Origin of the sequence: Brevundimonas sp., assembly GCF_041911375.1 — a bacterium.
Classification (GTDB): domain Bacteria; phylum Pseudomonadota; class Alphaproteobacteria; order Caulobacterales; family Caulobacteraceae; genus Brevundimonas.
This window is the reverse complement of record NZ_JAYRPA010000038.1, coordinates 12,898-37,915: the sequence shown is the minus strand read 5'-3', so window position 1 is coordinate 37,915 and position 25,018 is coordinate 12,898. Positions and strand designations below refer to the sequence as shown.

Sequence of the window (25,018 nt, the reverse complement as noted above, 5' to 3'; positions counted from 1 at the left end):
GGGTGGCTCAGCGGCGGCCGAACGGCACCACCTTGTTGTCGCCGTCATGACCGATGTCGGCCAGGCCGAGGTAGGGAATGCCGGAACGACGGCACCAATAGCGCACGATGTCCTCCGGCGTCTGGCCGAAGTCCGGATCGTTCGCCGGCACGTCGGAGACGCGACCCAGCCGGATGCCGGCGACCCGGCGGATCGACGCCTGACTGGTCAGGTGGAACATCATTCGATCCACGCGGTAGAGGGCCTCTGACACCTCCTCCAGCATCAGGACGTGGCCGGTCAGGTCCGGCTCCAGCGGGGTGCCGAGCAACTGGTCGATGATGGTCAGGTTGAACGCCACGGCCGGACGCGGATCGTTCAGAAGCGACGGCTCAAGCGACGCGGGGTCGCCCTTGAGGAACCAGTTCAGCGCGCGATACGCGGTCGCGTCGCTGCGCACGGCGTCCGACGCCATGGGCCCGTGTGCGAGGTGCGCGAAGCCGGCCTTGTAAAGCATCGCCAGCAGACTGCCCGCGTCGGAGTACCCCATGTATTTCTTCTTGCGGGCCACGGCGGTCAGGCGCGGCGCTATGGCCTCGGCGATCCGGCAGGCGCCGTAGCCGCCCCGGCCGAACCAGACGGCGTCCAGCCGCGGATCGTTGGCGAAGTCCACGAAGGCGTCGGCGCGCGCCTTGTCGTCACCGGCGAAATGGCCAGACTTCAGGAAACACGACGGATGAAAGACGACCGAGACCGAGCGGTCCGGGAAATGAGCCGCCATCCAGGCGTCCACGGCGTGGGCGCGCTCTGGGGCGAATCGGCTGCTGGCGACGACGACGCCGATCTTCATGACAACTTCCGTCTGGCCCCTCGCCGCGCCCGTGCTAGTCAGGCCGTCCAGTCCTTCCCGGTTTCGCCTCCATGAATCAAGACAGCTCCTACTTCTTCTGCGGCGTCGGCGGCTCGGGCATGCTGCCGCTGGCCCTGATCGTCCAGGCGCGGGGGAACCGGATTGAAGGCTCGGATCGGGCGCTGGACCAGGGGCGCACGCCCGAGAAGTTCGACTGGCTTCGCGCGCACGGAGTGACGCTGCACCCTCAGGACGGATCGGGCGTGACCCGCCCCGACCAGATCGTGGTGGCGACCGGCGCGGTCGAAGAGACGGTGCCCGACATCGGCGCGGCGCGGCGCGTCGGGGCGATCATCAAGACCCGGCCGGAGCTGCTTAGCGAACTGTTCAATGAAGCCGGGACCTCCGTCGGCGTGGCGGGAACTAGCGGCAAGTCCACCATCACAGGCATGGTCGCCTGGATCCTGCACCACGCGGGACGGAAACCCACCGTGATGAACGGGGCGGTGATGCGGAACTTCGTGGACGCCGATCACCCCTTCGCCAGCGCCCTGATCGGCGACCCGAGCCTGTTCGTCGCAGAGGTCGACGAATCTGACGGTTCGATCGCCCGCTATGACCCGACGGTGGCGGTCGTTTCGAACATCTCGCTGGATCACAAGTCGATGGAGGAACTGCGCGATCTGTTCGGCGGCTTCGTCGCCCGCGCGCAGACGGCGGTGCTGAATCTGGACAATCCGGAGACGGCGGCGCTGGCCCAGACCCTGCCTCCCGGCACGGCCATCACCTTCGGCCTGGGCGAGGAGGCGGCGGACCTGTCGGCCCACGACCTGGAGGCGCTGCCCGCGGGCATGCGCTTCACCTTGGAGGCTGACGGGACGCGGCGGCCCGTGACGCTGAACGTCCCGGGCGCGCACAATGTCGCCAACGCCCTGGCCGCCCTCGGGGCCGTGCGGGCGCTGGGCGTTCCGACGGACCAGGCGGTCGCCGCGCTGGAGACCTTCGCCGGCATCCGTCGACGCATGGAAGTGGTCGGCAGCGCCAACGGGATCGCCGTCCTCGACGACTTCGCCCACAACCCGGACAAGATCGCCGCCACGCTGAAGACCCTGCACGCCTTCCCCGGCCGGCTGCTGATCCTGTTCCAGCCGCACGGCTTCGGTCCGCTTAAGCTGATGAAGGACGACTTCATCGACGGCTTCGTGGGCCTGATGCGCGAGGATGACGTGCTGCTTATGCCCGAGCCTGTCTACTACGGGGGCACCACGGACCGCAGCGTCGGATCGGACGACATAGCCTCGGGCGTGCGCGCGGCGGGCCGCCGGGCGGAAGCGCTTGCGGACCGGGCGGCCTGCGGCGACCGCATCGTGGAACTGGCGCGACCGGGCGACCGGATCGTCGTCATGGGCGCCCGCGACGACACCCTGTCCACCTTCGCGGCCGAACTGCTGGCGCGCCTGGGTCAGTCGGCCGGCTGATAGACACGCACGTAATCGACTTCCATCCGCTGGGGCAGCGCGGCGTCGTCGATCCCCTCGGCCCCGCCCCAGAAGCCGCCGACGGCGATGTTCAGGATAAGGTGGAAGGGCTTGTCGAACGGCCAGGTGGCGCTGTTCCCCGTCCCGTCGTTGGCGAAGCGGTGGTAGGGCGCGTCGTCGACCAGGAAGACGATCTCGTCCGGCGTCCAGCGCACCTGGTAGCGGTGGAAGGCCGTGCAAGCGTCCGGTGTTTCGATCGTCGCCGTGCTCTGGGTTCCCTTGACGTGGTTGTAGGCCTCGGTGTGGATCGAGGCGTGGACGACGCCGGGGCGGTGGCCGACGTGCTCCATGATGTCGATCTCGCCGCCCGCCGGCCAGTCGGACGCGTCGCGCGGCAGCATCCAGATGGCCGGCCAGGTTCCCCGCCCGCACGGCAGCTTGGCCCGGGCCTCGATGAAGCCCTCGTCCCAGGCGGCCGTCGAGACCATCCGCGCCGAGGTGTAGGCCTGTCCACCCCAGTCCGCGGGCGCTGGGTCCATCGTCTCGCGCCGGGCCTCGATGATCAGAACGCCGTCTTCGATCCGCGCGTTCTCCGGGCGTGCGGCGGCATAGTACTGGGCCTCTTCATTGTACCAGCCGGTGCGGTTGGCGTGGGTGTCGTAGGTCCATTTGGAGGCGTCCGGCAGGCCGTCCGCTTCGAACTCATCGGCCCAGGCGAGCACATGACCGGCGGGCGCCGGGTCAACCGTGGCCAGCGCCGCCGTCAGCAGCATGGAAAGCATCGGATCCTCCTCGTTTTCAACATTGATGGCAGGAAGTCCCGGCGGACGGCAGCCCTAATAGACGTCGCGGCGGTAACGACCGGTTTCGAGCAGATCCAGCACGGCGTCGGCGCCCAGCGCCTGCTCAAGGGCCGCATGGACGCCCTGGGACATCCCCTCCAGACTGCCGCACACCAGGATTGTGGCGCCGCGGGCGACCCAGTCGCGGATGTCGTTGCGACCGGCCGCGACCATCTCTTGGACATAGCGGCCGTCGCCGGGATCGCGGGAGAAGCAGCGATCCAGCCGCGTGACGACGCCTGCGGCCAGCCACGCCTGCAGTTCGGCGTTGAAGAAGGCGTCGTGAGCCCGGGTGCGCTCTCCGAACAGCATCCAGGCGCCGCCGCCCGAAGCGCTGCGCGACTTCAGATGAGCGCGCAGGCCGGCGATGCCGGTGCCGTTGCCGATCAAGATCAGCGGCGTCGCGTCATCGGGGCCATGGAAGCCGCGATTGACGCGCACGCGAAGGCCGACCGTACCGCCGATTGGCACCTCCCCGGTCAGCCAGCCGGACGCCAGACCCGGCGTGCCGTCCGGTCGGCGCATCAGGCGCACCAGCAATTCCAGCCGACCGTCTGACGGCAGGGAAGCGATGGAATACTCGCGCGAGCCGGGCGTGACGCCGTCGCGATCCGGCAAGCTGATCTCGGCGATGTCGCCTGCCGCCCAGTCCGGCAGAGCGCCGACCGGCTCGAACGCCAGCCGCCAGGCCTCTCCGCCCGGGCTTCCCGGGTTGATCAGAGTGCGCGCGACCAGGCGCCAGGGCTCGTGGGCGGGCGGAGTCCAGTCCGGCGTGGAGACAGCGCCTGTGATCTGGTTCAGCTGGTGCTGCCAGTGGCGGACGGCTCCGGCGTCCCCGTCGTCGACCTCGACCGTGTCGAACAGGGGCTTGGCCCCCGAGCGACGCAGCCAGCCGTCCACCGCGTGGCCGAAGCCGCAGAAACGGTCGTAGCTGCGGTCGCCCAGCGCCAGCAGGCCGTAGCGCAGCCCCTCCAACTTCGCCGGCGCCCCCATCAGCCGGCGCACGAAACGGGCCGCAGGATCGGGCGGATCCCCCTCGCCGGTCGTGGACACGATCAGCAGGGCGCGGCCGGCGTTCTTCAACATACCCAGATCAAGGTCGGCGAAGGACAGGACACGCGCGCCGACGCCGCCTTCGCTCAGCGCCCTGGCCGTCATCCAGGCCAGCGCCTCGCCAAAGCCCGTCTGGCTGGCGAAGGCGACAAGCACGGCCTGCCCCTCCCCCGCCAGCGTCGCCGACTGGGCCCGCGCGGCGGCGCTGGCTTGCCGTAGGCGCCAGACGATGACGGCGATCAGGGCCAGCCACAGGGCGACGGCCCCGGCGGCCCAAAGCCAGCGGATCGGGTCGGTCGTCACCCGGGGTTTTCATCCATCATGGCGCGCCAGGCGGGGGTCATGATCTCGACCAGACCGCGCTCGGTGCGGTGGACGAAGTGCGCGGCCAGGCCGATCGCCTCCGCGAACTCCGGCCCCTCATACGGTCCCATCACGGTCAGGGCGGTCGCGTAGGCGTCGGCCCGCAGACCCAGCGGATGCAGCACGCTGACCGAGGCCAGGCCGTTGTCGACCGGCCGACCCGTGGAGCCGTCGATGGTGTGCGAATAGCGCCGGCCCTGGTGCACGAAGGCGCGGCGGTAATCGCCGCTGGTGGCCAGGGCCAGATCGTACAGGGCCACGACCGTGCGCGGCGCCGGGCTGTCGTCGACCCGCTCGATCTCCGCCCACCACGGCTGGGCGTCCGGCTTGACGCCTCGGCCCTTCAACTCGCCGCCGATCTCGACCAGATGCGAGGTCGCGCCCATCGCGGCTAGTCGATCCGAGACACGGTCCACGGCGTGGCCCTTGGCCAGGCCCGAGAAGTCCAGCTTCATGCCCCCCATCTGCATCGCCGCGCCCGCCTCGCGGTTGGTCCGCAGCTTCTGCCAGCCGGACACCTTCAAGGCGTCGACGACTTCTTCGTCGGAGGGCGTGGGCAGCAGGGGCGAACGCGGGCCAGGGGGGCCAAAGCCCCAAAGGTCCACCAGGGCGCCCAGGGTCGGATCAACCGCGCCGTTTGTTTCGTCGCCCAAATCCATCGTGGCGTCCAGGAACGCCCAGAACGGCTTCGACAGCGCCCACATTCCCTCGGGCGCGGCGTTGAAGCGGCTGACCTCGCTGGCGCGCTCCCATGGGCTGAACAGTCGGACGATCTCGGCCAGTTCGGCCTCGATCGCCGACTGGAAGTCGGCCTGGTCGGCGCCCGGCGGGGCGATCACCCGCGCGTTCCAGGTCGTGCCCATGGTCGGACCGCCCAGCGACCAGACGATGTCGCTGGGCGGACGCGGCGGAGCGCCCTCGATCACGGGAACCAGCACGCGGTTGTCGGCGCGGTCGGCCAGAGGAACCGCGTCCCCCAGGGTGACGGCGGGCGGAGCGGCGCGGGAGCCGCGTTGGAAAGGACTGTCGTTCATCCGATCCGCTTAAGGCAGGACTTCGACCACCGCCACGTACTGCGCGTTCGAGGCGATGGTTTCGCCCTGGGCCGGCGTCCGGAGCGAGGCGTTCAGCCAGTACATGCCTGGCTCCGGCCAGGTTACGGTGAAGGATCCATCGGCGCCGGTGGTGACCGTCGATTCCTCGGGATTGTCGCGATACCGCAAGCCGCCGCGCGCGACCGTGACCTCGACGCCCGCCGCGGGCGCGCCGTCGTTCGACAGCTTGAAGGTCGCCGCCTCGCCCGCCACCAGATCGTTGGGGTGGGTGACCGGGATCATCTCCAGGCCGCTGGCGGAGTTGGTGAAGACCGTGTCGGTCGGATTGTTCAGGGTGACGAAGGTCTCGATCCTGTTCGAGGTCCGGGTCGCGACGACATCGCTCGCGCCCTGCGGCAGGGCGCCCGGGAACTCCGCCGCCTGCCCGCGCCAGCGCTTCTGTTCCCCGTTCAGCGTGTAGCTGGCCATGACGCCGCTCATGACGTTGGCGATCTTGTACGTGCCGTTCTGCGTCAAGTGCAGGTCGAAGGTCGAACGGTACTGGCCGCGCATGACGTTCTCCGGCTGGGCGGTGGAACCATCCGGCGCGGTGATGACCAGGCCTTCCAGGCGCATGGCGGCGTGGTCGGGAATGAACACGCCGTTCGACATGCCGCCATCGAAACCGACCCAGGCGTCCGTGCCCGACAGGACGGTCGAAGTCGGCGCCAGCCAGGCGCGGTGGGCCTGGGCCGCCATCGGCGCCGCCAGGGCGGCGGTCAGGGCGATGAGGGCGATCGTCGTCTTCATGGTTCTGCTCCTTTTAACGGGTGACGTTGACGCGCACGGCGCCCAGTTCAGTGGACCCTGAAGCCTGGCCGCTGTTGGCCGCGCCCCAGCGGAAAGGCACACGCACCACCTCGCGGCCGCCCAGTTCTCGCGCCGCCTCCACGACGACGTTGTACTGCCCCGGCTGCAGGCCGTTCAGACGTGCGCCCGGCACACGGATCGTGTGGGTACCCGGCGCGCGGGTCGCGCCCGAGACGCCGTCGGCCGGAAGGGTCATGGCGCGGCCGCCCTTTCTCCACCAGGTGCGCATGTCCTTCAGCCAGTCCTTGCCGTCCCCCTCGTTGTTGCGGGTCAGCTGATACCAGACCGCCAGGGTGCGCACCGCGCTCTGGTCGGGCCGCTCGATCCAGATGGCGACATAAGGCCGGTGGTAGGAGGCGGTGTTCAGACGCGGAATGTCGACCGAGACCGACAGGTCGGCGGCGAAGGCCGGGGCGGCGGCGGCAAGACCGACGGTGGTGACGACGACGGGGAGGAGACGCATCGGAGAACTCGGTCAGTGAATGAAGATCAGGGCGATGATGACGGGGATCAGCAGGCCCAGGCCCACGAGCGGCCAGGTCGAGGGCCGGCCCCGCGCATGAAGCCACATCAGCCCCAGGCCGGTGACGGCGAAGACCACGCAGGCGACGGCGAATACGTCGATGAACCAGTACCAGACCGGACCGGCGTTCCGGCCCTTGTGCAGGTCGTTCAAGTAGGCGACCCAGCCGCGCGTGGTCTTTTCCTGGAACGCCTCGCCCGTCTGCCGGTCGATGGTCAGCCATCCGTCGCCGCCGGGCATCGGCAGTGCGACATAGATCTCGTCGGGCGTCGTCTCGGTGGGCTTGCCGGAGATATCGACGTCGAACGCGCCCGCGGCCCAGCGCGCCACGGACCCCGGCACGGGGTCAGTGGTCTCGTCAGGGAAGGCCGACAGCCGCTGCAGCAAGGGCTGCGGCAAGATCGCGGTCCGTTCGACGGTGACCGGCTCGGCCGGGATCTGGGCCGCATGGTTCAGGGTGATCCCGGTGACGGCGAACAGGATCATGCCGACCAGACTGAGCGCCGCCGAAATCCAGTGCCAGGAGTGCAGTTGCTTCAACCAGAAGGACCGCGCGCCGTTCAGCGCCGCCTTGGGCTTGGCGTGCGTTTCGGCCTGGCGCTGTGCGGCGAGATCGGTCACGGCCCCGCTGTGCCATTCTTGCGAACGGTTTTCAATAGCGATTAGTGCGACCGTTTGATCAGTAGGTGAGCCGCACCCCCGCCCGCACGGTCCGGGGCGGACCATAGCCGGCGACGCCGGTCCCCGTCTCGGCCGTTTCAACGTCTTCGTCGAACAGGTTGTCCGCCGCCAGCCACAGCATGGTCCGATGGGTAAGCGCCCACTCCGCCCGCGCGTCCAGGGTGACAGCGGCCCCCAGCGTCCGGCTGTTCAGATCGTCGTCGAACCGGGCGGATTCATAGCGGGCGGCGGCCGCCAGGGTCAGGCGGTCCGTGGCGCGCCAGTCCAGGCCGGCGGTCGCGCTCCATTCCGGCGCCTGGGCCGGGCGCAGCCCCGTCAGCTGCGGCGCTGCGGATCCGCCGTCCAGTTCAGCGTCGGTCCAGGCGACGGCGGCGTCCAGCGAAAGCGCCGGCGACAGGCGCGCCGAGCCGTTCAATTCGACGCCCCAGGCCTGGATGGTCCCCGCGTTCTGGCGCTGGCGCAGCACGCCCCCCGCAGGCACGAAGCCCGCGCGCGGGAAGGCGCCGGGGCCCTCGCCGATGGTGACGTTGACGATGGCGTCCTGGATCTCGTTGCGGAACACGGTGGCGCCCCAAGCCAGGCCCGCCTGGTCGAAGGCCAGGCCCGCCTCGATCCCTCGCAGGGTCTCGGGCTCCAGCGCCGAATTGGCTTCGGTGATGTCATCCCCGACGCGGAAGGGTCGGTGCAGTTCGTTCAACGTCGCCGGGCGAAATCCGGAATAGGCGGCGACGCGGGCGGCGTAACCTTCGCCCAGGTCACGCCGCATCGCCAGCCGCGCGCTGACGACATCGCCGTCTCGGTCGGGATCGCGCTCGTCCAGCGAGATCGCGCCGGTGGAAAGAAGATACTCCCGCCGGAAGCCCGCCGAATTGCTCCAGCGGTCCAGACGCACCCCACCGGCGGCCAGCCACGCCCCCCCAGTCCAGGAACCGTCGACATAGGCGCCCACGATCGACGTCTCGCCCCCCGCTTCCCGCCCACGTGGGGTGAAGGCCAGACCGAATCGCTCGTTCGTCTCGCCCTCGTTGAAGCGGCCGTCGGCGCCCACTTCCCATTGCAGACGCCCCCCGCCCAGGTCCTGTGCGCCGCGCCGAAGCGCCGCGTTCAGACCCCAGCCGGTCGCGGGGGTGCGATACTGGTCGTTCACCAGGGTCGTGCCCGCGCGGCCCTCGTCGACCGAGGCGGAGCTGTTGGCGAAGTTGCTGTCGATCCGCCAGGCCTGAAGACGCCAGCCGTAGCCGCCGCCTTCGGGCGCCTTGGCCGCCGTGGCGCTTAGCGCATGGCCGCTGGCGTTGGCGCGCGCCTTGTCCAGACCCGAGCCACGATCCTCCTCCCAGGTCGAGGCGCGCAGGGACAGGGTCGCGGCCCCCAGCGGCGCGTCCGCCCGGATCGCGGCGGCGCGGCTGTCGAGGTCCAACGGCGTGTCCGCCGCGCCGGCCGCCGCGCCGCGAACGGGAACGTAGCCGTCGCTGATCTCATAGAGGCCAGAGGCGGTCAGGCGCACCGGCCCGACCAGGCCCGACGCCGAACCGGACGTCCGCGCCCCGCCCCGTTCGGCGACGGAGAGGTCCAGCACTCCGCCGGAACTGCGCTCCCTCAGTTGGATGACACCGGTCAGGGCGCCAGCGCCGTAAGGGCCAGCGCCCGCGCCCCGTACCACGTCCACCCCCTCCAACCCTTCGGGCGCCGCCTGGGACCAGATGACCCAGCCGCCGAACGGGTCGTTCAGCGGCACGCCGTCAAGCGTGACCAGCGTTCGCCCCGCCCCTGACGGCCCGATGGCGCGCAGCGATATGCCCTGGGTGGTCGGATTGGCCGCCAGGCTGCTGGTGCGCCGAAACAGCGACACGGCCGGAACGCTGCGCAGCGCCTCGTCCAACCGGGTGGAGCGCTCCAGCACCTGCGGCTCCAGCCGCGTCACCGAAAAGGCCGCATCGGCGGCGGCGGGGGGCAGGCGCGCGGCGGTGACCACCACTTCGGAAACCTGGGTGGGCGGAGCGGGGGGCGGGGAATCCTGAAACATCAGGCGTAAAAATAGCCACGCTTCGATCCGGTTCACCCGCGCGCGGCGATAAAGCCTCAGCGTCGCGTGAAAGTCACACCTCGGCCCAGCGACGCAGAAGGTTGTGATAGACGCCGGTCAGTTCGATCACCGCCTGATCCTTCGGCCCCTTCTCCAGGGCGACGCGCTGGATCGCGACGTCCATGCGGAACAACGTCTCGCGATCGGCGTCGTCACGCACCAGACTCTGCAGCCACATGAAGGACGACACCCGGGCGCCGCGCGTCACCGGCGTGACCCGGTGCAGGCTCTTGGACGGATAGAGCACCAGGTCGCCGGCCGGCAGCTTGACCGTCTGCGGCCCGTACATCTCTTCGATGACCAGCTCGCCGCCGTCGTAGTCTTCCGGTTCGGACAGGAACAGGGTCGCCGACAGGTCGCTACGGATGCGCAGGGCGCCGCCGCCGCGCTGCTGGCGGATGGCGTTATCGACGTGCGTTCCGAACTCGCCCCCGCCCTCGTAGCGATTGAACAGCGGCGGGAAGACGGTGTGCGGCAGGGCGGCCGAGACGAACATCGGATTGGCGTTCAGCGCCTGGACGACCAGGGCCGAGACTTCCTTCGCCTCGGCGCTGTCCTCCGGAAGCTGCAGGTTCCGCTTGGCGGTGGCCGACTGATGCCCGGAGGTCATGTTGCCGTCGGCCCAGGGGCCGGCGTCCAGCTTGCCGCGCAGCACGGCCACCTCGTCCTTGGTGAAGACCTCGGGGATATGCAGCAACATGTCTGCCTCGCAGAGAAGACGGCCCCGCCGCAGGGACGAGGCCGTCGGAGAATAGGTCGGCGACAGGCCCTTTAGAAGCGCACGTTCAGCTTCAGGATCGCCTGGCGCGCGGGCGCCGGGTCGGCGTGGTGCACGCCGTTGGTGCGCAGGATGTATTCCTCGTCCGTGGCGTTCTGGATGTTCAGCTGCAGGCTTGCGCGGTCGGTGAGGTCATAGCTGCCGAACAGGTCGATGCGAGTGTATTCGGGCGCATAGACGCGGGCCGTTCCGCCCCCTGCCCCGCCCTGGTTGCCGCCGAAGCGGTCGGACACATAGTAGACGCCGCCGCCCAGCGTCAGGCGCGGCAGAACGCGATAGGTCGAGAACAGGCTGACGCTGTGCTCGGGCGTATTGGCCAGCGGATCGCCCACATTGACATTGTTGTAGGCGCCCCGCACCAGTTCGGAGTCCATGTAGGTGTAGCCGCCGAACACGGTCCAGGCCGGGGTGATGTTGCCCGAGACGCCCAGTTCGAGGCCGCGCACTTCGGCTTCACCGGCCTGCTCGTAGACGCCGTCCTCGACCAGGATCTGGGCGTTCTTGCGGGTGGTCTGGAACAGGGCCGCCGACAGGGACAGGCGCTCGCCGAAAAGATTGGCCTTGGCGCCGATCTCGTAGCTTTCGGTGTCCTCGGGATCGAGCACATCGCCGTTGAGGTTGCCCGAGCCGTTGGACGGCGCACCGTTCTGGTCGCCGCCGCTGATCGTCGGTGGGGTCGAGGAGGTGGCGTATGAGGCGTAGATACTGGTGTTTGCCGTGGGCTTGTAGACCAGGCCGACTTGATAGTTGACGAAGTCCCAGCTGGCGTCCGACGGGGTCGAGGTGGGGCTTTCCACCGAATAGTCGTCGTAGCGCAGGCCGAGGTTCAGCAGCCACTTCTCGCCGAATTCCATCGAGTCGAAGGCGTAGACCGCGACGGTGTCGGTGGTGTTCTCGGTCACCGCCCCCCGAGCGATCGAGCCGGTCCACGGATCGCTCGGATTAGGGTCATAGACCAGGGTGCAGTCGAAGCCGGTCAGCGGCGCCGGGCAGGCCGTTCCGCCGGTCGTGGTGATGACATAGGAGGCGTTCCGGTTCTCTTCGGTTGACAGCTCCAGGCCGATGTCGAAGTTGTGCTTGATCGCGCCGGTCTGGAACGAGCCGTACAGGTCGGTGACGTTGGCCAGCGTATTGGTCGGGTTCCAGCGCGACTTCAGGCCCCGCTTCATCCACCATTCGCCGTCGATCAGGACCGCTGTGCCGCCGTCGCCGGGGTTGGTGACGACATAGTCGTTCAGCGTCTCGGAGTAGCGGATGACGTTGCGGATCACGAGGGTGTCGCTGAAGCGGTGCTCCAGCTTCAGCGTCACGCTGTCGACCTCGTTGCGCAGATAGTCGCGCGCCTTCAAGCCGTAGAAGGTGTCATAGGGGACGTTCAGGATGCGGCTGTCCGTGGTCTGGATCGCCCAGTTCGCGTCCAGCTTGCGGTCCAGCGGGATGCCGTAGTCGGGCATCGAATCCGCCGTCAGGTGGTAATAGCTGAGGGTCGCGGTCGTGTCGGTCCCCAGGCCGGTGGCGAACGACATGGCCAGGCCGTACTTCTCGAAGTCCACGGCGTCGCGGCCGGGCACGTCGCCCTCGGTCGCCAGCAGGTTCAGGCGGAAGGCGGTGGTGTCGTTGAAACGCCAGTTGCCGTCGACGGTGGCGCGGTAGTAGCCGTCCGTCCCCGCCGCAGCCCCGACATCGACCGAGTCCGACAGGCGCGGCGCCTTGGAGCCCAGGTTGATGCTGCCGCCGCCCGAACCGCGACCGGAATAGACCGAGTCCGGCCCCTTGATGACCTCGACCTGCTCCAGGTTGAAGACCTCGCGCGATTGGCCGCCGGTGTCGCGCACGCCGTCCACGAAGATGTTGTTGGCCGAGGACTGGCCCCGGATGAAGGGGCGTTCGGCCAGCGGCTGGCCGCCCTCCCCGGCGCCGAAGGTGATGCCCGGCGAGGTGCGCAGCAGGTCCTCCAGCGAGGTGGCGGCCGTCTGCTGGATGATCTGTTCAGGGATGATGGTCACGGCCCGGGGCGTATCGACCAGCGGCGCGACGAACTCCGGAGCCTGCGGCTCCCGATTTTGGGTCTGGCCGTGCACATCGATCGTGCCGAGGTTGGCCGGCTGCGGCTGATCAGCCGTGAGGACGACCCCGTCCGCCGTGATTTCGGCGGCCACGGCGGGCGTGGCCATCAGCATGCCGGCGGCGCTGGAGGCGAAGAGGAGAGCGCGAACGGAAGAGGCGCGGGATTCGGACATTTTCGGTGCGACCTTGTGGCCTGATTTTGCGATGCGGTCGCAATAACCAGCTTCACAATGTCCCACAAGACAAATTGCGAATTAATCTCAATCGCGTCAGCTGACGATGGTCATATTCCGGGGCGCAGGCTTCAGATCCAGATCCAGCCAGGTTGGATCGGGCATGTTGCGATGGGCCGCCGCCAGCGCCTCCGACCACCGTCGGCCCAGGTCGCGGAAGTACGGATCCTCGCTGTCGATCCGCCGCTCCATCCCGACGATCTTGTCACGCGGCACGACGATCAGATCGAAAGGCGGCCCGACCGCGATGTTCGAGCGGATGGTCGAATCGAAAGAAATGAGCCCCAGTTTCACCGCCTCCGACAGCGGCGTGTTTGGTCGCAGGGCGCGGTCCAGGATCGGCTTGCCGTACTTCAGCTCACCGATCTGCAGATAGGGGGTGTCGGGACCGCACTCGATGAAGTTCCCCTGCCCGTAGATCAGGTAGAGCGCCATCTTGCCGCCGGCGATCTGGCCGCCCAGCAGCATGGACGCGCTGACGTTCAGCCCGTCCGCCGTTGGTGTGGGCGGGGTGTTTATGCTGGCGCGGACGCTGGCCAGCGCATGGCCCAGGATCTGGGCGGCGCGAAACAGGGTCGGCGCGGTCTCCAGTGTCTCGGGACCGGTCGAATCCGGCAGCTTGACGCCCTCGGCCACCAGCGACAGGGCCGTCTGCGTCACGGACAGATTGCCCGCGGTGGCGACCGCAAGGACCCGTTCGCCCGGCGTCTTGAAGACGTGCAGCTTGCGGTAGGACGAGATGTTGTCCACGCCCGCATTGGTCCGGGTGTCGGCGATCATCGCCAACCCCTCGTCAACCAGCATGCCCACGCAATAGGTCACTTCGCTCTATCCGCTCCCCGCGTTGCGAATCGCCTGACGCTAGCAGATTCGGGCGACATGACGATCAGGACCACCCCTTGGTCTGGTGTTGCTGTTGGCCCTGTTGCACAGGGCGCACATGCAGGGCGACCGTCAGGCTTTCGACCCCGCCGCCGTAGCTGGTTCCCCGGATCGGGGTGGCCCCCAGCGCGTCCAGCCCCACTGCTACGCGAACGTACTGATCCGTTGGACAGATTCCGTTGGCGGGGTCGAAGCCGACCCACCCCAGGCCGTCCACCCAGGCTTCAGCCCAGGCATGGGCGGCGTCCTGATCGTGCTGGCCGTCCAGGCGGTTCAGGTGGCCGGAAACGTAACGAGCCGGAACACCCAGCTTGCGCGCGCAGGCGATGAAGATCTGGGCATGGTCCTGACAGACGCCGCGCTTCTGGGCGAAGGCGTCTGCGGCCGTATGCGTGGCGGACGTCGAGCCGACCTCGAAAGCCACGTCCCGGTGAATCGCCCCCATCAGGCGATGCATCCGGTCCAGCGTTTCGCCCTCCGGAATGGCCTTGGCGAAGTCCACAATGCCGCCGTCGGCGTGGGTCAGCGGCGTATCGCGCAGATAGACCGTCGGGGGGAGCCTTTCGTTCTGCCCCCGGATCACGCCGCCGGTGTCGACCGTCGCCACCTCGCCCGTCACGCGGATGGTCAGGGCGTCGGTCGGCCGTTCGGTGTACAGGCTGTGGACCACATTGCCGAAGGCGTCCTCTCCCCGTCGCAGTCGCGCGTCCACGTCCGTTTCGATGCGCCAATCCCGCACCTGCTGGCTCTCGCATGACTTGGGCGTAAGGCGCAGCATCTGCACGATGAACCGGGCCGGGCGGGCGTAGGCGTATCGGGTGGAGTGATCGATCCGGATCCGCATGGTCACACCAGATACTGTTCGTGCACGGCGGCGGCCAAGGCGTTGTTCTCACTCAGAAAGCCTTGGATGTACTCGTGCAGGCCGGACTGGAAGATGTCCTCGATCCGCGCCTCGTTGAACTGGGTCAGGCGGTTGGAGGCCAGCCTCTGGGCGGGCCCGCGCCGGCCATAGTCGGTCGCCAGACGCTCCAGATAGCTCACGATCATCCCCTGGCATGACGCCAGCGACCGCGGCATCTGTCGGTTCAACACCAGCAGGTCCGCCACCAACCAGGGTCGTACGGATTCGCGATAGACCCAGCGATAGGCGGTCAGCGCCGAGACCTCGCGCAGCAGCGTCGTCCACTGGAAATAGTCCAGTTGCCCCCCCACCCGCTCGCCCGGCGGCAGAAGCAGGTGATATTTGACGTCCAGCAGGCGCGCGGTGTTGTCGGCCCGCTCGATCGCCATGCCCAGGCGCAGGAACCAGTAGGCGTCGTTGCGCAGCATCGTCCGCGACGAGGCGCCCTCGACCGCCAGCGACGTCGATTTCACGAAGTCGAGAAAGTTGGTGAAGTCGTCGCGCCGGGTCGGCTCCCCCAGTTCGTTCAGACCATTCCAGGCCCCGTTGATGGCCTCCCAAAGTTCGATCGTCAGGGCCGTCCGCACCGAGCGGGCGTTGGTCCGCGCCTTGGTGATGCAGGCCTTGATCGAGGTCGGGTTGTCGTAGCCGAAGGCCAGGTATTCCCGGACCGACTTCTCCGAGATCGTCCGCCCCGAGGCGTCGAACCCGCTCTTGACCCCCGATGAGGCGATGGCGCCCGCCCAGGCCGTGACCGTCGCCTGGTCCTTGGCAGGCAGGGCGGCCAGCCGGATGGCGGCCTCAAGGATGCGGGCGAGGAAGTCCGCCCGCTCCATGTAGCGGCCGGTCCAGTACAGGCTGTCTGCGGTGCGAGAAAGCATCAGTTGTCCAGCACCCAGGTGTCCTTGGTTCCGCCGCCCTGGCTGGAGTTGACCACCAGCGACCCCTCCTTCAGCGCCACGCGCGTCAGGCCGCCGGGCGCGACCCGCACGCCGGCGGGGCTGGACAGGACGAACGGGCGCAGATCGACGTGACGGGGCGAAAGGTCGCCGCCGTTCAGCGTCGGCGCTGTCGACAGGCTCAGCGTGGGTTGGGCGATGAAGTCGTCCGGGTCCGCGATCAGCTTGGCCCGGAAAGCCTCTATTTCGGCCTTGGTCGAGGTCGGGCCGACCAGCATGCCGTAACCGCCCGATCCGCCGACCTCCTTGACCACCAGCTCGTCCAGCCTGCCCAGGACCTCCTTCAGCGCATCGGGCTCGCGGCAACGCCAGGTCGGCACGTTCTTCAGGATGGCGTCGTCGCCGGTGAAGAACCGGATGATCTCCGGCATGTAGGTGTAGACGGCCTTGTCGTCGGCCACCCCCGTCCCCACAGCATTGGCCAAGGTCACGTGACCGGCGAAATAGGCCGACATCAGACCCGGAACCCCCACCGCCGAGTTGGGCATGAAGGTCAGCGGATCGATGAAGTCGTCGTCGATGCGGCGATAGATGACATCGACGCGTTTCGGCCCTTCGGTCGTGCGCATGAAGACCGTGTCGTCATTGACGAACAGGTCGGTGCCCTGAACCAGCTCTACCCCCAGCTTGTCGGCCAGGAAGCTGTGCTCATAGTAGGCCGAGTTGAACGGCCCGGGCGTCAGCACCACAATGGTCGGATCCTCGCCCGCCCCCGAGGGCGCCGAGGCCTGCAACGAGCGCAGCAGCATGTCAGTGTAGATCTCGACCGGCCGCACCGGATGTTCGGCGAACAGGTCCGGAAACAGCCGCATCATCATCTCGCGGTTCTCCAGCATGTAGGAGACGCCGGACGGCGTGCGGCAGTTGTCTTCCAGAACGTAGAAGCCATCCTCGCCCGTGCGGACCAGATCGACGCCCGAGATGTGGCACCAGACGTCGCCCGGCGGCCGGCGCCCCTGCATCTCGGGCCGATAGTGCGGATTGGTCAGGATCAGGTCGGCCGGGACGATGCCCGCCCTGATGCACTCCTGCGCGCCGTAGATGTCCTTCAGGAAGGCGTTGATGGCGGTGACGCGCTGCTTCAGCCCCTTTTCCAGGCTGCTCCATTCGTCGGCGCCGATGATGCGCGGAACGACGTCGAAGGGGATCAGCCGTTCGTTGGATTCCTCGTCGCCATAAACGGCGAAGGTCACACCCATGCGGCGAAAGAACAGCTCCGCCTGGCGCGAGCGCGCCTGGAGAAGGTCCGGAGGAGCGTTCTCCAGCCACGCCGCCAGGGTCTTGTAGCTGTCGCGGACCGCACCCGATCCGCCGCCGCTCATTTCGTCGAAAGCTCTCGTCATTCGCCCCCGCCGCGTTGAGATCGCAGCTTGATCCCCGCACAACGGAAAGCGCAACAGATTTGTTGCACTGCGGCGACGACGGCCGAAATCAGACCCCCACCGCCTTCATAGACACCGTCTGGTCCGCCAGCTTCGCCACATCCACCGGGGTCGCCTTGCCGATCAACTGCTTGCCGGCCATGAATTCCGGCGGCGCATTGACCGCCTCGACGCAGACCACCTGATCGCCCTTAATGTGAAACACCGCGAAACCCGCGGCGGACGGATCGCCGCGCACCACTTGGCGGTCCGCATCGAACGGCAGGCCGGCGATCTGAAGCTTGAAGTCATACTGATCCGACCAGAACCACGGAACCTCGGGCGCAGGACCCGGCCGCCCGACGATGGCCGCCGCGGCCTGCTTCGCCTGCTCCAGCGCATTGGGCACGCTCTCCAGCCGGTGATGCACGCCGCCGTGAACTGGGATCGGCCTACGCGTCATGTCGCCGACGGCGAAGACGGACGGGTCGCTGGTCCGCGCCTGATCGTCCACCACCACCCCGTCGTCGCATCGCAGCCCCGCCGAGCGCGCCAGGCTGTCGCAGGCCATCGCCCCCACGCCGATCAGCACCGCATCGGCCTGCACCACCGATCCATCCGCCAAGGTCACGCCGTCATGGGCGACCGCGACGACTTCGGCTCCCGTCAGGATCTCGACACCGCGCGCGCGATGCTGGGCGGTGAAGAAGGCCGACAGGGTCTCCGACGCCACCCGCGCCAGCACGCGCGGCGCCCGCTCGATCACCACCGCCTCGGCGCCCAGGGCCCGGGCCGAAGCCGCCGCCTCCAAGCCCACATAGCCGCCGCCGACCACCGCCAGCCGTTTGCCCGGCCCCAGCACGGCCTTCAGCCGCTCGGCGTCCTTCAGCGTCCGCAGCTCCAGCAGGTCGGGATGGTCCCCGCCGGGCGCCGGCAGTTTCCGCGCCGTCGAGCCCGTCGCCAGCACCAGGACGTCATAGGTTTCGCTCGAGCCGTCGTGGAAAGCGACCGTCCTGGCCTCCGGGTCCACCGACACGGCCACGGTCGATGGCCGGAACTCGATCCCCTGCTCCTCATAGAAGCTCAGCGGCCGCAGCAGCAGCGTCTCCAGATCGGCCTCTCCCTTCAGCCAGGCTTTCGAAAGGGGCGGCCGCTGATACGGCGGCGCATCCTCCTCGCCGACCAGCACGATCGGCCCTTCATGGCCGTATTGCCTCAAGAAGGCGGCGACGGAGCCTCCGGCGTGTCCGGCGCCGATGATCAGAACCTTGCTCATGGGCAGACAGATAGAGCGGTGCGCGGGCGGGCGTAAGTCGTGATTGGTGAATCGCCATCGTGATTGACCGCGGGCCGATCGAGTCACGAGTCACCGCTCACGGCCCTCGGCCCTTGACCGTTTCATCGTTACAGCATAGTGGAACGCGCATGACGACCTCGCCCGCCCGCGACGCCCTCCATGACGCCCTGCTGTCGATGCAGACGCGCGAGGAGATCGACGCATTTCTCGCCGACCTGTGCACCCCGGCGGAACTGCGCGCCTTCGCCGAGCGCTGGCAGGTGGCGCGCCTGTTGGACGCCGGCGGCAAGTCCTATCGCGAGATCGCGGCAGAGGCCCACGCCAGCCCCACAACCGTCGTCCGGGTCGCCCGTTATCTGAAAGACATGCCGCACCAGGGCTACCGCCTCGCCCTGGACCGCCTGAAGACCAAGAATTGAGTATCCGAACATGAGCACCGTCCAGGGCCGGCTTCGCATCGCCGTCCAGAAATCCGGCCGTCTGGCCGACCGCAGCCTCGACCTGATCCGCGACGCGGGTCTGAAGTGGGTCAAGGGGCACAACGACCTGCTGTACCGGGTCGAGAACTATCCGATCGACCTGCTGCGCGTCCGCGACGACGACATTCCCACCTTCGTGGCCGACGGCGTCTGCGACCTGGGGATCGTCGGCGAGAACGTGCTGGAGGAAGGCCGCAACGGCGGGGCCAACGCCTCGGTCGTCATGCCGCTCGGCTTCGGCCGGTGCACCCTGAAGATCGCCGCGCCCCCGACCCTGGCCTATGAGGGCCCGGCCTCGCTGGAGGGCCTGCGTATCGCCACCTCCTATCCCAAGATCCTGCGCCGCTTCCTGGACGAGCGGGGGGTCGAGGCGGACATCGTCGTCATGCGCGGCGCCGTCGAGGTCGCGCCCCGGCTGAAACTGGCCGCGGCCATCTGCGATCTGGTCTCGACCGGCGCAACGCTCGAAGCCAACGGCCTGGGCGCCAAGGATACGGTGCTGGAAAGCCAGGCCGTCCTGATCCAGTCCCCCGTCGCCCCTGAGCCCGCCCTGCAGCAACTGCTGGACAGCATCATCGAGCGGATGTCCGGCGTCGTGTCCTCTCAGGGCGCGAAATACGTGATGCTGAACGCGCCGCGTTCGGCGCTTGATGAGATCACCGCCATCCTGCCCGGAGCCGGCTCGCCCACCGTCATGCCGCTGATGGGTCGCGACGACGCGGTCGCCGTCCACGCCGTCTGCCAGGAGGCCGTCTTCTGGGAGACGCTGGAGAAGCTGAAGGCCGCCGGCGCCTCGGCCATCCTGGTCCTGCCCATCGAGAAGATGATGTGATGAAGCGCATCTACTGGTCTTCCCTCGACGCCGCCGGGAAAAAGGCGGCCCTCGCCCGCCCGGCCCAGCGCACCGCCGGCGACGTGACCGACGTGGTCCGCTCCATCCTCGACGACGTGCGCGCGCGCGGGGGCGCTGCCGTCACAGAGTGGTGCCTGAAGCTAGACAAGGCGCCGCCCCGTCGCATCGCCATAACGCCCGAGGCCGTGGCCGAGGCCCGCAACGCCCTGCCGCCCGCCGACGCCCGTGCGCTCCGCATGGCGGCCGAGAATGTCCGTGTCTTCCACCAGGCGACCAAGCCGGAGGACACACCCTTCATCGAAACCACGCCCGGCGTGCGCTCGAAACTGGCCTGGCGTCCCATCGCCTCGGCCGGTCTCTACATCCCCGGCGGCACCGCCCCCCTGTTCTCGTCCCTGTTGATGCTGGCCATCCCGGCCGGCGTCGCGGGCGTGAGCCAGCGCGTGGCCGTCACGCCGCCGAACAAGGATGGCGGCGTTCACCCCGCCATGATCCTGGCCGCCGCCGAGGCCGAGCTGGACGCCATCTGGCTGATGGGCGGGGCCCAGGCCATCGCCGCTCTGACCTTTGGCGTCGAGCTGGAGGACGGGGTCATCCCCGCCTGTGACAAGCTGTTTGGCCCCGGCAACGCCTACGTCGCCGAGGCCAAGAAACAGGCCTCCGCCCTGCCCGGCGGTCCCGCCGTCGACATGCCCGCCGGCCCCTCCGAACTGATGGTGATCGTCGACCGCGACGCCGCCCCGGAGATCGCCGCCGCCGACCTGCTGAGCCAGGCCGAGCACGACGCCGACGCCCAGGTCATCCTGGTCTCCACCAGCCGCGCCACCATCGACTACATCCTGTCGGAAGTTGAGGTTCAGGTCGCGACGCTGCCGCGCGAAGCCATCGCCCGCGCCTCACTGAACGAAGCCCGCGCCATCCTGGTCCGCGATCTCGACGCCGCCGCAGAGGTCGCCAACCTGTATGGTCCCGAACACCTGGCGATCCAGATCGACGATCCCGAGCCCCTGGTGGACTCCATCAAGGCCGCCGGCGCTGTCTTCGTCGGCCGGTTCGCCGCCGAGACCCTGGGCGACTACGCAGCCGGACCCAGCCACGTCCTGCCGACAGACGGCGGCGCCCGCACCCTGGGCGGCGTCACCACCGCCAGCTTCATGACCACCATGTCGGTCCAGCTGGTCAGCGAGGCCGGCGCCCGCGCCCTGGCCCCCATCGCCGCCCGCCTGGCCCGGATGGAGGGCCTCGAAGCCCACGCCCGCGCCGCCGACCTGAGGAGCGAGGGATGACCCTGCCCGCCCCCTATCCCCCGCTGGTCTCTGGCGGAGAGAGTCTGGACCGCTATCCCGGCGAGCCTGCCGCCCTCGCCGCCCGCATGGCCGCGATATACGCCGTGCCCGCCAACCAGATTCTGCCTGTGCGCGGCCTGACGCACGGGCTGGAGTTGGCCTGGCGCCTGGCCGCCCGCGACGGCGGTTCGGTCGAGGCGCCCAAGGCCGAACCCTACGACAGCCTCGCCGCCATCTATCCGGCCAAGGGCGAACCGGCCGTCGTCGTCATCCGGGCCCTCGGCTCGCCCGAGGCCGTCGCCGAAATGGCCGCCCGCGTCGCCCCCGCCCTGCTGGTAGTGGACGAGGGCCTGATCGAGTTCTCCGACAGCGTCTCGGCCGCCACCGTCGTCGCCAAGCTGCCGAACCTGGTCGTGCTGCGCAGCCTGTCCCTGGCCTATGGCCTGGCCGGCGCCCGCGTCGGCGCGGCGATCGCGCAAGCCCCGACCCTGGCCCGCCTCGCCTCGGTGCTGGAGCCCTACGCCCTGCCCGAACCCCTGGTCCGGCTGGCGCACCAGGCGCTGGATCCATCGCGCATGATCGAGACCGCCGAACGGATCGCCTCGGTCCGGCGCGAGCGCGAGCGGATCGCTCGCGAACTGGGCCGCCAGATGCCGGTCGAGCCCGGCGTCGGCCCCATCGTTATGGCCCGGCCGGAAGACCCCGCCGCCACCCTGGCCGCCCTGTCGGCCTATGGGATCGAGGCCGACCTGTCCGGCGACCGGCTGCGCCTGCCCGTCGCGCTCAAGCCCGAGGTGAACGACCGCCTGCTGGCCGCCTTCGGCCTGACGCCCGGCAAGCGCCGCCCGGCCCGCGTGGGCCAGGCCGTGCGCGACACCAAGGAGACCCGCATCGTCTGCGCCGTCGACCTGGACGCCTCCGGCCCCGTTCGGATCGAGACCGGCGTCGGCTTCTTCGACCACATGCTGGAGCAGATCGCGGCCCACGGCGGCTTTTCCCTGCGCCTCCAGTGCGAGGGCGACCTGCACACCGACCCGCACCACACCATTGAGGACAGCGCCATCGCCCTGGGCCAGGCGCTGAAACAGGCGTTGGGCGAGAGGAAGGGCATCGCCCGGTACGGCTTCGTCCTGCCGATGGACGAGGCCAATGCGACCGTCTCCATCGACCTGTCGGGCCGTCCCTATCCGATGTTCGAGGGCGCGTTCGAAACCCCCTTCATCGGCGACTACCGCACCGACCTGACGGCGCACGTCTTCCGCTCATTGGCTGAAGCGATGGGCGCGGCCGTCCACATCAAGGTCACGGGCCAGGACGACCACCACAAGACCGAGGCCGTCTACAAGGCCTTCGGCCGCGCCCTGCGCCAGGCGATCCGCATCGAGGGCGACGCCGTGCCGTCCACCAAGGGGGTGTTGTGACCGAGGTCGCCGTCATCGCCTATGGCGCCGGCAACGTCGCCTCGGTCCAGTTCGCGCTCGAGCGTCTGGGCGCCACCGTGCGCCTGACCGACGATCCCGCCGCGATCGTCGAGGCCGAACGGGTCATCCTGCCCGGCGTCGGGGCGGCCGGCTACGCCATGCGCCGCCTGTCGGAACTGGGTCTGGTTGAACAGATCCGCGCCTTCCCCCGACCGCTTCTTGGCGTGTGCCTGGGCCAGCAACTTCTGTTCGGTTCAAGCGAGGAGGGCGACGGCGTCGATCTGCTGGGCTTCATCCCCGGCGCCGTGACCCGGCTGGAGCCGGCGGGCGCCCTGCCCGTCCCGCACATGGGCTGGAGCCGACTGACGCGCGACCGCGACGACCCGCTGCTGGAAGGGGTCGCCGATGACGCCTACGCCTATTTCGTCCACGGCTATGTCTGTCCCGACGGCGCCGCCACCCTGGCCCGCGCCGACTACGGCGGCCCCGTGCCCGCCGTGGTGCGTTCCGCCAACCGCTGGGGCTGCCAGTTCCACCCCGAACGCTCGGCCGAGGCCGGCGCGACCATCCTCAAGAACTTCCTGGGCCTGTCATGCTGATCTACCCCGCCATCGACCTGAAGGACGGCGTCTGCGTACGCCTGATGCACGGCAAGTTCGACCAGGTGACCCGATACGACGAACAGCCGGCCGCCCGGCTGACCGCCTTTGCGGCGGAGGGAGCCGAGTGGATTCATATTGTCGACCTGGACGGCGCCGAGGCGGGCGAGGCGCGCCAGCATGCACTGATCGGCGAACTGACCCAGGCCATCGACGTCCGCATCCAGTCCGGCGGCGGCGTTCGCGGCGCCAACGACATCGCCCGGCTCCTGGACGCGGGCGTTTCGCGCGTGGTCGTCGGGTCGCTGGCGGTGACCCAGCCGGGCGACGTCGCCGCCTGGCTGAAAGGCTTCGGTCCGGAACGCGTCACCCTGGCTCTCGACGTCAAGATCGAGGACGGCGTTCCCGTGCCCGCGCTGAAGGGCTGGACCCAGTCGTCCGGCGTCACCCTGTGGGACGCGCTGGACCGCTATCCCAAGGGCGTGGCCAAACACCTGCTCGTCACCGATGTCGGCCGCGACGGCGCCATGACCGGACCCAATCTGGAGCTGTTGTCGGAAATTCGTCTGCGGCGGCCCGATCTCGTGCTTCAGGCGTCCGGCGGCGTCTCATCGTTGGAGGATATCCTGGCGGTCAAGGCGCTGGGCTGCAACGGCGCCATTGTCGGCCGCGCCCTGTACGAAGGCCGGTTCACCCTGCCCGAAGCCATCGCGGCGGCGGAATGACCGCGCGGCGCATCATCCCTTGCCTGGACGTCAAGAACGGCCGGGTGGTCAAGGGCGTCCGGTTCGTAGGCCATACCGACATGGGCGACGCCGCCGAGCTGGCCGGCCGATATCGCGACGCGGGCGCCGACGAACTGGTCTTCTACGACATCACCGCCAGCCCCGAGGGGCGAACGCTGGACTACGGCTGGATCAAGGATATCGCCCGGCTGCTGGATATCCCCTTCTGCGTCGCCGGCGGCATCCGCAGCGTGGAGCAGGCGGCGCGCTGCCTGGACCACGGCGCGGACAAGGTGTCGATCAACTCCCCCGCCCTGGAACGCCCTGAGCTGATCGCTGAAATGGCTGCGCGGCTGGGCAGTCAGTGCGTCGTCGTGGGCGTCGACAGCCGTCTGGAGGACGGAGAGTGGGTGGTCCACAAATACACCGGTGATCCCGACGCCCGCCGCCGCGCCGGCAAACGCACCCTGGACTGGCTGGCCGAGGCGCAAGGGCTCGGCGCCGGCGAGATCGTGCTGAACTGCATCGACCAGGACGGAGTGCGGAAGGGCTATGATGTCGAACAACTGTCCGCGGCTCGCGCGCGCCTGACCATCCCTTTGATCGCGTCAGGCGGCGCCGGCGCGCCCGAGCATTTCAAGGACGTCTTCGAACAGGCCGACGTCTCCGGCGCCTTGGCCGCCAGCGTCTTCCACACCGGCGCCATCGCGATACCGGATCTGAAGCAGTATCTGACGCAGCAGGGACTGGAGATGCGCCTATGACCATCGACCCCGACACCATCGACTTCGCCAAGGGCGGCGGCCTGGTGCCAGTGGTGGTTCAGGACGCTGCGACGCTGCAGGTCCTCACGCTGGCCTATATGGATCGCGCCGCGCTGGAAGAGACGATCGCGTCCGGCCAGGCGACCTTCTTCTCGCGCTCGCGCGGCGGGCGGTGGAGGAAAGGCGAGACATCCGGCGACCGGCTGCATGTCGTGGGCGTCACGCCCGACTGCGACAACGACGCGCTCGTTCTGTCGGTCAGGCCGGTCGGCAACGCCTGCCACCTAAACCGCACAAGCTGTTTCGGCGTGGCCGATGCGCCGGGCCTGGGCCGCATAGCGCAGCTGGAAAAGACCATCGCCGAACGGGCCGCAACGGATCCCTCTAAGAGCTGGACCGCCAGGCTGATCGCCGAAGGCCCCAAGCGCATCGCGCAGAAAGTCGGCGAGGAGGGCGTGGAGACCGCACTGGCCGGCGTGGCCGGGCCCGACGAGGAACTGGCCAGCGAAGCCGCGGACCTGATCTACCACCTGCTAGTTCTTCTCCATGCCCGTAACATGGTGTTTCAGGACGTGCTCGACGTGTTGGCCTCACGCGCGGAAGCGGGCAAAGGCGCGGGCTAGGCCGCAAAGGCAACTGGTCCCGACAACGGGA

At 68.8% G+C, this 25,018-nt stretch carries 24 protein-coding genes; 9 read left to right on the top strand and 15 right to left on the bottom strand.

Annotated elements, in window-relative coordinates; translation table 11 throughout:
- Positions 1-7 precede the first annotated feature (7 nt).
- Positions 8-829 (bottom strand): LD-carboxypeptidase, encoded by an 822-nt coding sequence (locus ACE3PU_RS07740; RefSeq protein WP_374388363.1) that lies wholly within the window; start codon positions 827-829, stop codon positions 8-10.
- 71 nt (positions 830-900) lie between these two features.
- On the opposite strand from ACE3PU_RS07740, the gene murC reads away from it, so the two are divergent.
- Positions 901-2,307, top strand: coding sequence for a UDP-N-acetylmuramate--L-alanine ligase (murC, locus tag ACE3PU_RS07735; RefSeq protein ID WP_374388361.1), 1,407 nt, complete (start codon positions 901-903; stop codon positions 2,305-2,307).
- On the opposite strand, the gene ACE3PU_RS07730 is transcribed toward murC, so the two are convergent.
- The 14 genes from ACE3PU_RS07730 to ACE3PU_RS07665 all read right to left on the bottom strand — a co-directional run bounded on the left by ACE3PU_RS07730 (position 2,292) and on the right by ACE3PU_RS07665 (position 18,216).
- Positions 2,292-3,089, bottom strand: coding sequence for a glycoside hydrolase family 16 protein (locus tag ACE3PU_RS07730; protein WP_374388359.1), 798 nt, complete (start codon positions 3,087-3,089; stop codon positions 2,292-2,294). The two genes, murC and ACE3PU_RS07730, sit on opposite strands and share 16 nt — an antisense overlap.
- A gap of 54 nt (positions 3,090-3,143) precedes the next feature.
- Complete coding sequence (locus ACE3PU_RS07725; RefSeq protein WP_374388357.1) at positions 3,144-4,505, bottom strand: sulfite reductase subunit alpha; 1,362 nt, start codon at positions 4,503-4,505, stop codon at positions 3,144-3,146.
- Entirely contained in the window at positions 4,502-5,599 is a 1,098-nt protein-coding gene (locus ACE3PU_RS07720; RefSeq protein ID WP_374388355.1) for an FAD:protein FMN transferase, read from the bottom strand. Before ACE3PU_RS07720 ends, ACE3PU_RS07725 begins: the two co-directional genes overlap by 4 nt.
- Before the next feature lie 9 nt (positions 5,600-5,608).
- Positions 5,609-6,409: a DUF4198 domain-containing protein gene (locus ACE3PU_RS07715; RefSeq protein ID WP_374388353.1), complete on the bottom strand. Its 801-nt coding sequence runs from the start codon at positions 6,407-6,409 to the stop codon at positions 5,609-5,611.
- A 13-nt stretch (positions 6,410-6,422) separates the two neighbouring features.
- Complete coding sequence (locus ACE3PU_RS07710) at positions 6,423-6,932, bottom strand: DUF2271 domain-containing protein (RefSeq protein ID WP_374388350.1); 510 nt, start codon at positions 6,930-6,932, stop codon at positions 6,423-6,425.
- 12 nt (positions 6,933-6,944) lie between these two features.
- Positions 6,945-7,613 carry a PepSY-associated TM helix domain-containing protein gene (locus ACE3PU_RS07705; RefSeq protein WP_374388347.1) on the bottom strand — a complete coding sequence of 223 codons (669 nt, stop codon included), beginning with the start codon at positions 7,611-7,613 and terminating at the stop codon, positions 6,945-6,947.
- Between the two features lie 58 nt (positions 7,614-7,671).
- Positions 7,672-9,696 carry a TonB-dependent receptor gene (locus ACE3PU_RS07700; protein WP_374388345.1) on the bottom strand — a complete coding sequence of 675 codons (2,025 nt, stop codon included), beginning with the start codon at positions 9,694-9,696 and terminating at the stop codon, positions 7,672-7,674.
- 73 nt (positions 9,697-9,769) lie between these two features.
- On the bottom strand, positions 9,770-10,456 hold the full coding sequence (locus ACE3PU_RS07695; RefSeq protein ID WP_374388343.1) for a Fe2+-dependent dioxygenase: 687 nt from the start codon (positions 10,454-10,456) through the stop codon (positions 9,770-9,772).
- Positions 10,457-10,527: 71 nt separating this feature from the next.
- Positions 10,528-12,774 (bottom strand): TonB-dependent receptor, encoded by a 2,247-nt coding sequence (locus tag ACE3PU_RS07690; RefSeq protein WP_374388341.1) that lies wholly within the window; start codon positions 12,772-12,774, stop codon positions 10,528-10,530.
- A 96-nt stretch (positions 12,775-12,870) separates the two neighbouring features.
- Positions 12,871-13,638, bottom strand: coding sequence for a peptidase (locus ACE3PU_RS07685; RefSeq protein WP_374388339.1), 768 nt, complete (start codon positions 13,636-13,638; stop codon positions 12,871-12,873).
- 82 nt (positions 13,639-13,720) lie between these two features.
- Positions 13,721-14,560: a transglutaminase N-terminal domain-containing protein gene (locus tag ACE3PU_RS07680; protein ID WP_374388466.1), complete on the bottom strand. Its 840-nt coding sequence runs from the start codon at positions 14,558-14,560 to the stop codon at positions 13,721-13,723.
- 2 nt (positions 14,561-14,562) lie between these two features.
- A complete protein-coding gene (locus ACE3PU_RS07675; protein ID WP_374388337.1) occupies positions 14,563-15,501 on the bottom strand; it encodes an alpha-E domain-containing protein in 939 nt (312 codons plus the stop codon).
- Positions 15,501-16,922: a circularly permuted type 2 ATP-grasp protein gene (locus ACE3PU_RS07670; RefSeq protein ID WP_374388335.1), complete on the bottom strand. Its 1,422-nt coding sequence runs from the start codon at positions 16,920-16,922 to the stop codon at positions 15,501-15,503. Before ACE3PU_RS07670 ends, ACE3PU_RS07675 begins: the two co-directional genes overlap by 1 nt.
- 88 nt (positions 16,923-17,010) lie before the next feature.
- Positions 17,011-18,216 carry an NAD(P)/FAD-dependent oxidoreductase gene (locus tag ACE3PU_RS07665; protein ID WP_374388333.1) on the bottom strand — a complete coding sequence of 402 codons (1,206 nt, stop codon included), beginning with the start codon at positions 18,214-18,216 and terminating at the stop codon, positions 17,011-17,013.
- A gap of 149 nt (positions 18,217-18,365) precedes the next feature.
- Between ACE3PU_RS07665 and ACE3PU_RS07660 the strand changes: the two genes are divergently transcribed.
- From ACE3PU_RS07660 to hisIE, 8 genes are read left to right on the top strand one after another with little or no spacing between them, the layout of a single operon-like run.
- Positions 18,366-18,656, top strand: coding sequence for a YerC/YecD family TrpR-related protein (locus tag ACE3PU_RS07660; protein ID WP_374388331.1), 291 nt, complete (start codon positions 18,366-18,368; stop codon positions 18,654-18,656).
- 10 nt (positions 18,657-18,666) lie between these two features.
- The gene (hisG, locus tag ACE3PU_RS07655; RefSeq protein ID WP_374388329.1) at positions 18,667-19,548 is read left to right on the top strand and encodes an ATP phosphoribosyltransferase; all 882 of its coding nucleotides are present in this window, start codon (positions 18,667-18,669) and stop codon (positions 19,546-19,548) included.
- Entirely contained in the window at positions 19,548-20,855 is a 1,308-nt protein-coding gene (hisD, locus tag ACE3PU_RS07650) for a histidinol dehydrogenase (protein WP_374388327.1), read from the top strand. The genes hisG and hisD overlap by 1 nt, the downstream gene beginning before the upstream one ends.
- On the top strand, positions 20,852-22,276 hold the full coding sequence (gene hisB, locus ACE3PU_RS07645; protein WP_374388325.1) for an imidazoleglycerol-phosphate dehydratase HisB: 1,425 nt from the start codon (positions 20,852-20,854) through the stop codon (positions 22,274-22,276). Before hisD ends, hisB begins: the two co-directional genes overlap by 4 nt.
- On the top strand, positions 22,273-22,875 hold the full coding sequence (hisH, locus tag ACE3PU_RS07640) for an imidazole glycerol phosphate synthase subunit HisH (RefSeq protein ID WP_374388323.1): 603 nt from the start codon (positions 22,273-22,275) through the stop codon (positions 22,873-22,875). Before hisB ends, hisH begins: the two co-directional genes overlap by 4 nt.
- A complete protein-coding gene (hisA, locus tag ACE3PU_RS07635) occupies positions 22,869-23,600 on the top strand; it encodes a 1-(5-phosphoribosyl)-5-[(5-phosphoribosylamino)methylideneamino]imidazole-4-carboxamide isomerase (RefSeq protein ID WP_374388321.1) in 732 nt (243 codons plus the stop codon). Before hisH ends, hisA begins: the two co-directional genes overlap by 7 nt.
- A complete protein-coding gene (gene hisF, locus ACE3PU_RS07630; protein WP_374388319.1) occupies positions 23,597-24,364 on the top strand; it encodes an imidazole glycerol phosphate synthase subunit HisF in 768 nt (255 codons plus the stop codon). The genes hisA and hisF overlap by 4 nt, the downstream gene beginning before the upstream one ends.
- Complete coding sequence (hisIE, locus tag ACE3PU_RS07625; RefSeq protein ID WP_374388317.1) at positions 24,361-24,987, top strand: bifunctional phosphoribosyl-AMP cyclohydrolase/phosphoribosyl-ATP diphosphatase HisIE; 627 nt, start codon at positions 24,361-24,363, stop codon at positions 24,985-24,987. The genes hisF and hisIE overlap by 4 nt, the downstream gene beginning before the upstream one ends.
- Positions 24,988-25,018: the final 31 nt, after the last annotated feature.